Annotated in this window: 8 protein-coding genes; 4 read left to right on the top strand and 4 right to left on the bottom strand. The window is 69.7% G+C overall.

Features of this window, described 5'->3' with window-relative positions:
• Positions 1-378 (bottom strand): carboxyl transferase domain-containing protein (locus MKW14_RS38560; RefSeq protein WP_276623129.1); only part of this gene is annotated, 378 nt, incomplete at its 3' end.
• A 264-nt stretch (positions 379-642) separates the two neighbouring features.
• A complete protein-coding gene (locus MKW14_RS38555) occupies positions 643-2,229 on the bottom strand; it encodes an acyl-CoA mutase large subunit family protein (RefSeq protein ID WP_240871123.1) in 1,587 nt (528 codons plus the stop codon).
• A gap of 102 nt (positions 2,230-2,331) precedes the next feature.
• Between MKW14_RS38555 and MKW14_RS38550 the strand changes: the two genes are divergently transcribed.
• Positions 2,332-3,018, top strand: coding sequence for a TetR/AcrR family transcriptional regulator (locus tag MKW14_RS38550; RefSeq protein WP_240871122.1), 687 nt, complete (start codon positions 2,332-2,334; stop codon positions 3,016-3,018).
• 116 nt (positions 3,019-3,134) lie between these two features.
• Here the strand turns inward: MKW14_RS38550 and MKW14_RS38545 are convergent, their stop codons facing one another.
• Positions 3,135-4,427, bottom strand: coding sequence for an 8-amino-7-oxononanoate synthase (locus tag MKW14_RS38545; RefSeq protein ID WP_240871121.1), 1,293 nt, complete (start codon positions 4,425-4,427; stop codon positions 3,135-3,137).
• 123 nt (positions 4,428-4,550) lie between these two features.
• On the opposite strand from MKW14_RS38545, the gene MKW14_RS38540 reads away from it, so the two are divergent.
• The 3 genes from MKW14_RS38540 (at position 4,551) to MKW14_RS38530 (ending at position 8,546) form a co-directional block, all read left to right on the top strand.
• Entirely contained in the window at positions 4,551-5,891 is a 1,341-nt protein-coding gene (locus tag MKW14_RS38540) for a cytochrome P450 (protein WP_240871120.1), read from the top strand.
• Positions 5,892-6,466: 575 nt separating this feature from the next.
• A complete protein-coding gene (locus tag MKW14_RS38535; protein WP_240871118.1) occupies positions 6,467-7,951 on the top strand; it encodes an MFS transporter in 1,485 nt (494 codons plus the stop codon).
• 31 nt (positions 7,952-7,982) lie between these two features.
• Positions 7,983-8,546, top strand: a complete 564-nt coding sequence (locus tag MKW14_RS38530) for a TetR/AcrR family transcriptional regulator (protein ID WP_240871116.1) — start codon at positions 7,983-7,985, stop codon at positions 8,544-8,546.
• Positions 8,547-8,911: 365 nt separating this feature from the next.
• Here the strand turns inward: MKW14_RS38530 and MKW14_RS38525 are convergent, their stop codons facing one another.
• Positions 8,912-9,409, bottom strand: coding sequence for a flavin reductase family protein (locus MKW14_RS38525; protein ID WP_240871115.1), 498 nt, complete (start codon positions 9,407-9,409; stop codon positions 8,912-8,914).
• Positions 9,410-9,429: the final 20 nt, after the last annotated feature.

Raw genomic sequence — 9,429 nt, 5'->3', positions numbered from 1 at the left:
GACCTTGACGATCTTCTGCCCGTAGACCTCGCCCAGGGCGCCGCCGAAGACCGTGAAGTCCTGGGAGAACACGGCGACCGGGCGGCCGTCGACCGTGCCGTAACCGGTCACCACGCCGTCGCCGTAGGGCCGGTTGGCCTCCAGACCGAAGTTCGTGGAGCGGTGCCGGGCGAACTCGTCCAGCTCCACGAACGACCCCTCGTCGAGGAGGAGTTCGATCCGCTCACGGGCCGTCAGCTTGCCCTTGGCGTGCTGCTTCTCGACGGCGCGCGCGGAGCCGGCATGCGTCGCCTCGTCAATACGACGCTGGAGATCCGCGAGCTTGCCCGCGGTCGTGCGAATGTCGATCTCGGACGATTCTGTCGGCTTGGCGCTCATCGAACGTATTCCTTCTGGCGACTGCAGCCGAAGACTTGGTACGTGGGACGTTGTGGTCCTGCCAGGGGCTCCCGGGCGAACGAGTCGTCGTGCTCGGTGAGACCAGTGCCAGGAGGGACGGAGACGTCCTTGCGTCCGAGGATCCTGGGATGGGAGGCGTCAGGGGGCATCGGTGGCCGGCGCGGCAGGTCGTGGCAGCAGATCATGGAGTGCTCCAGAAGCGATGGGTGACGGCTCCCCAAGCGGGCCCGTCTGGGGGGTGGGTCAGAAAGTCTCGTGAGGGACGTACACACCCCAGACATCGCGCAGGGCATGGGAGACCTCGCCGACCGTGGCGTGCAGCCCCAGCGCCGCACGCATCGAGGGCAGGACGTTCTCCTCGCTCCGAGCGGCGGTACGCAGTTCGTCGAGCGCGCGCCCGACTGCGGCGTTGTCCCGTTCCCCGCGCAGCGCGGCCAGACGCTCGCACTGGTCGGCCTCGATCTGGGGGTCGACCCGCAGTGGCTCGTACGGTTCTTCCTCGTCGAGGACGTACTTGTTGACTCCGACCACGGTCCGTTCCTGCCGGTCGATCTCGAGGGCGATCCGGTACGCCGACTTCTCGATCTCGGATTTCTGGAAGCCCTGCTCGATTGCCTCGACCGCGCCGCCGCGCTCCTCGACGGCCTGAATCAACTCCAGTGCGGCAGTCTCAAGATCGTCGGTCATCGACTCCATGACGTACGACCCGGCGAACGGGTCCACCGTCCTGGTCACGTCGGTCTCGTAGGCGATGACCTGCTGGGTGCGCAGGGCGAGCCGGGCCGCCTTCTGGGTGGGCAGGGCGATGGCCTCGTCGAAGGAGTTCGTGTGCAGGGACTGCGTGCCGCCCAGGACCGCGCCCAGGCCCTGCAGGGCGACCCGGACGAGGTTGACCTCGGGCTGCTGGGCGGCCAGCTGCACGCCGGCGGTCTGGGTGTGGAAGCGCAGCATCTGGGACTTGGGGTTCTTCGCGCCGAACTCGTCGCGCATGATGCGGGCCCAGATGCGGCGGGCGGCGCGGAACTTGGCGATCTCCTCCAGCAGCGTGGTGCGTGCGACGAAGAAGAAGGACAGGCGTGGCGCGAAGTCGTCGACATCCAGCCCGGCGGCGATGGCGGCGCGTACGTATTCCTTCGCGTTGGCGAGGGTGAAGGCGATCTCCTGCGCGGGGTTCGCCCCGGCCTCGGCCATGTGATAGCCGGAGATGGAGATGGTGTTCCAGCGCGGCAGTTCCTTGTGGCAGTAGGCGAAGATGTCGCTGATCAACCGCAGGGACTGCTTCGGCGGGAAGATGTACGTGCCGCGGGCGATGTACTCCTTGAGCACGTCGTTCTGGATCGTGCCGGTCAGCTGGTGGCCCGCGACACCCTGTTCGGCCGCGACCAGCTGGTACAGCAGGAGAAGCGTCGAGGCGGGCGCGTTGATCGTCATGGAGGTCGACACCTTGTCCAGCGGAAGGCCCTGGAACAGGGTGCGCATGTCCTCGATCGAGTCGATGGCCACGCCGACCTTGCCGACCTCGCCCTGGGCGATGGCCTCGTCGGAGTCGTAGCCCATCTGCGTCGGCAGGTCGAACGCCACGCTCAGGCCACCGGTGCCGGCGCCCACCAGGTCGTGGTAGCGCTCGTTGGACTCCTTCGCCGTGCCGAACCCGGCGTACTGCCGCATCGTCCACGGCCGACCGGTGTACATCGACGGGTACACGCCCCGGGTGAACGGGAACTGCCCCGGCGCTCCCAGCTTGGCGGCCACGTCGAAATCCGTCAGCGACAAGCCGTCGTAGAGCGGCTGGATCGGCAGGCCGGATTCGCTCTGTCCAACGGAATCCACGCCGGAACCTCCTTTGGTACTCAATGTCAATGATACGGTACTGAGTTCCATCGAGCAGGGCAAGTGGCCTCCATCGGTCGAGACGGGGAAGGATGTGCGCTCATGAGCAAGCCACCTGCGCGGATGCGCCTTGCGGACGCCGCGTTCGCCCTCTTCGACGAGCGCGGATACGAGCAGACCACCGTCGACGACATCGCCGAGCGGGCCGGAGTCGGGCGTACGACGTTCTTCCGGCACTACGGGTCGAAGGAAGCCGTGATCTTCCCGGACCACGACCGGATGCTGGACCTGATCCGGGACCGCCTGGCGACCTCCAGTCACAGCACTGCTCTGGTCGCCGTGTCCGACGCGGTCCGCCTGGTGCTGCTGCACTACGTCGACGAGGGCGATCTGGCGAGACGGCGGTACGCCCTCACCAGCAAGGTGGCTGCCCTGCGGGACCGCGAGATCGCCAGTGTGGCCCGCTACCAGCGGCTGTTCCGTGAGTTCATTTCGGACTGGATGGGTGACCCCACCGAATCGGCCTCGCTCCGGGCGGAACTCATGGCCGCTGCGGTCGTCGCGGCGCACAACCACGTCCTGCGCCGATGGCTCCGGGGCGAGTCCGCCGACCCCGTCGCAGAGGTCGACGAGGCGATGCGCGAGGTGCTCGCCCTCTTCCCGCCACGTCAGTCCCAGCAGGTATCGGGCGAAGGCGGCACCACCGTCGTCGCCTTCCGGTCCGGTCAGGACCTCGATGCCTTGCTCCCCTCGCTGCGGCGTCTCATCGAGGGCGGCCCTGAGCAGTGAAGGCCCCGAGCCGGTGGAGCCAGGCCCCGATGTCAGCCGGGCCCGGCCGCGCGGCGCCCGCAACTGCTCTCATCGACGGGTGACACGCGTGGCAAGGGACGCTTGCGGGATCGCCCTCAGCGTTCCGTGTCGCAGGGAGGAGCGCACCGTGCGATGACGGTCACTGCGTGCTCGATCTGGGCGTCGGCCAGGTCGCCCCGGGCGGTGAGCCGCAGCCGGGAGAATCGGTCGGGCACGGACGGCGGCCTGAAACAGCCCACTGCCACGCCCGCCTCCCGGCACGCTCGCGCCCACGCCACGGCTGCCTCCGGTGAGGGGGCGCGGACGGAGACCACGGCCGCGTCCGGCACGCTCGCCCGAAGCCCCGCAGCGGTCAGACCCGCCGACAGCTTCCGGGCCACCTCGCGAGCCCGCGCGGCCCGTTCCGGTTCTTCGCGCAGCAGCCGCAGTGCGCCCAGTGCCGCTCCCACGCTCGCCGGGGCGAGGCCGGTGTCGAAGATGAAGGTGCGGGCCGTCTCCGTCAGATGCCGGATGACTCTGCGCGGGCCCAGTACGGCGCCGCCCTGTGATCCCAGGGATTTCGACAGGGTCACCGTCGCCACCACGTCAGGGGCGTGGGCCAGACCGGCGGCGGCCAGTGCGCCGGTGCCGCCGTCGCCGACCACGCCGAGGCCGTGGGCGTCGTCCACCAGCAGTGCGGCGCCGTGCGCGCGGCAGGCGGCGGTCAGCTCCGTCAGGGGTGCGGCGTCGCCGTCCACCGAGAAGACCGAGTCGGTCACCACCAGGGCCCGGCCCGCGCCGTGCTCGCCGAGCGCGGCGCGGACCGCTTCCGGTGCGCGGTGCGGCACGTGGGCGACCTTGGCGCGGGAGAGTCGGCAGCCGTCGAGAAGGGAGGCGTGGTTGCAGGCGTCGCAGACGATGAGTGTGCCCGGGCCGGTCAGCGCGGTGAGGGCGGCCAGGTTGGCCGCGTACCCGGAGGAGAAGACCAGCGCGGCCTCGGCACCGCAGAAGGCGGCGAGTTCCTCCTCGAGTGCGGTGTGCAGCTGGGTCGTGCCCGTGACCAGGCGGGAGCCGGTGGCGCCGGCGCCCCAGCGCTGCACCGCGTCGGTAGCGGCCCGCGTCACCCGGGGGTGGCGGACCAGGCCCAGGTAGTCGTTGCTGGCCAGGTCCAGCACCGGGTCGTCGGCCGGGCGCGACCGCAGCGGGCGGGCCAGCCCGGCGCGGGCGCGCAGTTCGGCGCGCCGCTCCAGCCAGTCGAAGACCGCCGCCGGGTCGGGGACTGCCTCCCGTGACCGGGCAGGACGGGGCTTGTTGGCTCGGTCCGCCGGTTGGTCCTGGTCCTTCGGCACGGTGGACGGCCGGGCGCGGGAGGATGGGGCGGGGACGGTCGGGACGGTGCGGTGGGCCATGACGGGCACTCTGGCACGCCCGCCACAAGTGATCCAGGGCGGCCGCCCGGATTCGGGCGAGTGATCGCGTGATGCCGCGCACACAACGGCGGGGCTGCGTGGGGTGCGTGTTAGCGTCCGGCCGTGACTTCCCCGGCTCTCGACGACACCGCGCCGAACACCGGAACAGCCGGGTGCGGCCCGGCGGCCGGCTCTCGATCGCCGGACATCCGTGATTCGCTCGGCACGCTCGACCTGTTCGGCGACGACTTCGTTCGTGACCCCTATCCCTGGCTGGACGCACTACGGTCCACCTCGCCCGTGCACCACGACCCTGCCACCGGGCTGTGGCTGGTCAGCCGCCACCAGGACATACGCCGGGTACTCCTCGACCCGGGCCTGTTCCACCCGGACAACGCCCAGCACGCCGTCACTCCGCTACCCGTTGCCGTGCTGCGGGTCCTCGCCCGGGCCGGCTTCACCCTCCCACCCGCGCTCGCCAACAACGGCACCCCCAGCCACCCGGGGCTGCGCCGGGTGGTCACCCGGTTCTTCAATGCCCAGCAGGTCATGGCCGCCGTACCCGTCATCGAGCGCATCGCCGGGGAGCTGCTCGCCGCGGTGCGGTCACAGATCGATACCACCGGCAGCAGCGAGTTGTTCACCTCCTTCGCCCAAGTCCTGCCCTGCAGGGTGCTGATGGAACTCCTCGGCATCCAGGGCATCGACCCGGCCACCCTGATTCGCTGGAGCGACGCCTCACTGGAACTTTTCTGGGGCAGGCCCGCACTCGAGCGGCAACTGGAACTCGCAGAGCACGTCGGCGCCTTTCACCAGTGGCTCACCGCCACCGTGCGCAGCGGCACGGCGGCTTCCGGGTCTTTCATCGGGGGACTGACCCGTCACCGCCTGCCGGGTGGCGAGCCGCTGGACGTGGCGACCGCGGTCGGCGCGTGCTTCTTCGTCTTCATCGCCGGGCAGTCCACCACCGGACAACTCATCGCCACCGTGCTGCGCCGGGCGCTGGCCGAGCCCGGTCTGCGGCCGAGGGCGGCCAGTGCGGAAGGTCTGGCCGAGGCCTTGGTGGAGGAGGTGTTGCGGCGCGAGCCGCCGGTGACCACGTGGCGCCGGGTCGCGGGTCGGCCGACCGAACTCGGCGGGGTGCGGCTGCCCCAAGGCGCACAGCTGCTGCTGATGCTGCTGGGCAGCGGTTCCGATCCCTCGGTCTTCCCCGACCCGGAACGGATGTGCCCGCACCGCACGAACACCCGGCACCACCTGGCCTTCGGCGTCGGGCGCCATCGCTGCCCTGGAGCGTCCCTGGCACGTACTGAGGCGGCGGTGGCCCTGCGGGCAGTGGCCCGCAACCTGCCGGACGTACGGCTCGCCGCAGAGAACGCGAACCCCCCGATGCTTGGCCTGCTGTCCTTCAGGGCACCCCTGCGAGTGACAGTGGAAGCCGTAAGCCGCCCAGCTGTGTCATAGAGGTCATGGACCGCGTGCGCGCATCAGCTCGAAGTGCCGCACGAGTACAAGATCCGGTATCTCAACTCGGCGGGCAGGCAGACGGAGCAGACCGGTTCGCGACGCAGGACCGGGTCATCGAGCGTTTGACGGTGATCCACAGCGGGACGCGGGCGGCGGCACGGTCGTTTTTGAACGCGGAGCGCATCCAGAATTATGGGGCGCTGCCGTTCGAGGAGTGGACGGCCGACCGACGGCACCTGGCCGTCCAGTCGGTACGACACCTCGACTCGCTCCTGGCCCACGACCTCACCGGGCGCTCGCCAGCCGGTGGATGAACTCCTTCTACCCCGATCGCAAGTGGCCGCGGTGCAGTCTCGAGGCCCGAGCCCGGGGAGGTGGAGCGCTTTCGACTCTGCAACGCCGGTGACAGCGCCGCAGTGGGTAGCGGCGCTGGTGACCGACAGGGCGCCGCTGTCGGGCGGTCCGATGCGATCTGACAAGCCCCTCAGGTAAATGGACCCTGAGGTTCGGTTATGATGAGCAGGAATCGGACCCTCGGGTCCACTTATGTGATCCCTTTCGGAGACGGAACCATGGCGGGTACGAACAACCGGAGAAGCGCGAGTACCGGGGGCAATCTGGCCATCCTGGGACTGGCTGCGCTCGCCTTCTCCTTGGCGCAGACCTCGGTGGCGCCGGCACTGGGGGACATGGCGTCCTCCCTGCACACCAACTCGCAGAATGTGACCTGGGCCCTCAGCGGCTACCTGGTCTCGGCGGCGGTGCTGACGCCGGTGTTCGGACGGTTGGGCGACATGTTCGGCAAGCGGCGGTTGCTGGTGATCTCACTGGTGCTGTTCGCTCTCGGCGGCGCCTGGGCGGCACTCGGCAACAGCCTCGCCGTGGTGGTGGCCGGACGAGTGGTGATGGGGGCGGGCGGCGGTATCTTCCCGCTGTGCTTCGGCATCATCCGTGATGAGTTCCCGGAGCAGCGGCGTACTGGCGCGGTGGGGCTGATCTCGGCCACCGCCGGTATCGGGGGCGGGCTGGGCCTGTTGATGGGCGGTCTGCTGGTGGACCATTCCTCCTACCGATGGATCTTCATCGCGGGCACGGTCATGGCGGTCCTCGCGGCCGTGGCCGCCCAGTTCCTGCTGCCGGAGTCGAAGGTGCGTACCCCGGGACGCATCGACCTGCTCGGCACGGTTCTGCTCGGTGCGGGTATCACGGCTCCGCTGGTCGCGATCAGCCAGGCCACGTCCTGGGGTTGGACCAGTGGCCGCACTCTCGGTCTGATCGCCGCCGGTCTCGCCGTGCTCGTGGTCTTCGTCCTCGTCGAGCGCCGCACCGCCGAGCCGCTGGTCGACATGACGGTACTGGCCCGTCGGCCGGTGCTGATGACCAACGTCGCCACGTTGCTCGTCGGCTTCGGGATGTTCGGTGTCTTCCTGCTGGTCCCCCAACTCGTGGAGACCCCCAAAGCCAGCGGGTACGGCTTCGGCGGCGACGCCACCCGCGCCGGTCTGCTGATGCTGCCCGGGTGCCTGATGATGCTGGTCGCAGGGCCGCTCTCCGGCGTGCTGACCGCGCGTTTCGGAGGCAAGGTCCCGCTCGCACTGGGCGGTGTGGTCACCGCCGCGGGCATGGGACTGCTCGCCGCCGAGCACGGCTCCCAGGGTGCCGTCCTCGGTGGCACCATGGTCGTCTTCGTCGGCATCGGACTGGCCTTCGCCGCCATGCCCAACCTGATCGTGGACGCCGTCGAAGCGGCCAAGACCGGTGAGGCCACCGGGGTCAACACGCTTGTGCGCTCAGTGGGTTCCTCACTCGGTAGCCAGGTGATCGCCAGCATCCTTGCCCACAGCATCACCGCGCCGAACCCCCTGCCGACCGAGCACGCCTACACCGTGTCCTTCGTCGTCGCCGGCGCCGGCGCGCTGGTGGCAGCCGTGGCCACCGCGTTCATCCCCCGGTCGCGCCGGCACGTACAGGTCCCGATTCTGGAAGAGGTAGGCGCCGCCGCACCGCTGCCCGAGCCGGCGCTGGCTGCCGACGATGAGGGCAGGCGGCACACTTGATCCCATGCATACGCACAGAGTCGCAGCTCCCGTGACGGCGGACGCGCAGGCGCCGGACTGGTCCGACCGCCGAGCTGACGCCCGCCGCAACCATGAGCGCATCGTCGCTGCGGCCCTCCAGGTCTTCGCGGAACGAGGCCTGGAGGCAACCGTCCCCGAGGTCGCCGCCCGTGCGGGCGTCGGCAAGGCAACGGTCTATCGCAGCTATCCCACCAAGGACGACCTGATCCAGGCGGCCATCCGGCACCGGTTCCGGCAGATCGAGGAACGCACTGCCGCCGCCCTGGCCGACCAGGACGCCGGCAGGGCCCTGTCCGCGCTCCTGCCGGACCTCTTCGAGGTGATGGCAGCGGACCGTCTGCTGGCACATGTCATGTACGAGTACCCGGCGCGTGGTGCACACGTCCTTGACCTGCTGGACGCGCTTGTCACCGCCGCTCGGGACCAGGGAGCGATCCGTCCCGACGCGACTGTGACCGATCTCAGAGTTCTGGCAGGCGGCACTGCCAAGCAACTGGCCCGTACCGGCGTCGAGGATCCAGCGGAATGGCGTCGTTACGGAGAACTCGTGTTGGCCGCCCTGCGTCCCGGATGACGTGCATCGACTCGGAGGCCTTTGCGTGCAGGGGGCGTTGGGCTGTCTGACGATCGTTCGGACCCGCCTCCACGCCGGTCTCTGTTCTGTTGCGAGGGTTGGCGGACGCACGAGTGGTGGTGCCGACGCCCTCCGCGAGTACGGAGTGATCCACGGTCGTGATCCGGGAGTGGGACCGTCGGGTGGCGGAGCGCAATGGATGGCCGGGGAAGGCGCGTTCAAGGACGCGCCGCTGACGTGGACGGCCTCCCTGATGGGGTGTCAGGATCACCTGGACGCCTCGTTCACCGTGCCACGTCCATGGGCTTGGCCGTGCGCCCGGTGGTCCTGGCGGGCGGGCGCTTCGGTCCCGGCGCGCGACGACGCTACGGCTGACTGAGTCTGCGGTAGGTGCTCTGGAAGAAGACGAGCGGAGACCGGCCCGACAGCACGTCGAGATCCTGGACGCGGCCCAGGACGACATAGTGGTCACCGGCTTCGGCCACGTCCTCGATCTCGCAGTCGATCCAGGCGACGACTCCGTCGATGATCGGGGACCCCGATCCCGCGGGCCGCCACGGCACCCCGTCGAACTTGTCCCCGCCGCTGACGGAGAACGCGCGGCTGAAGTCCTCCTGATCCGAGCCGAGTACATTGACGCAGAACGATCCGGACGACCTTATCCGGGGAAACGTGGTCGACGTCCTGGCCGGCAGGAAGGCCACCAACGGCGGGTCGAGCGACACGGACGTGAACGAGCCGACGGCCATTCCGGCGGGGTCCCCTGTGCCGTCGATCGCGGTGACCACCACGACGCCGGTGGGGAAGTGGCTCAGGACGTGACGGAACACGCCTCGGTCGAGTTCGGGGGCCGTTCCTGGCATGGAGTCGCCTCGCAATCTGG

This window comes from Streptomyces gilvus (assembly GCF_022513565.1).
Taxonomy (GTDB): Bacteria; Actinomycetota; Actinomycetes; order Streptomycetales; family Streptomycetaceae; genus Streptomyces; species Streptomyces gilvus.
This window is presented reverse-complemented; position numbering and strand designations above follow the sequence as displayed.

Coding starts and splice junctions, on each gene's coding strand:
- MKW14_RS38545 (WP_240871121.1), bottom strand. CDS start 4,427: ATGGCCCACCGCACCGTCCCGACCGTCCCCGCCCCATCCTCCCGCGCC.
- MKW14_RS38550 (WP_240871122.1), top strand. CDS start 2,332: ATGAGCAAGCCACCTGCGCGGATGCGCCTTGCGGACGCCGCGTTCGCC.
- MKW14_RS38525 (WP_240871115.1), bottom strand. CDS start 9,409: ATGCCAGGAACGGCCCCCGAACTCGACCGAGGCGTGTTCCGTCACGTC.
- MKW14_RS38535 (WP_240871118.1), top strand. CDS start 6,467: ATGGCGGGTACGAACAACCGGAGAAGCGCGAGTACCGGGGGCAATCTG.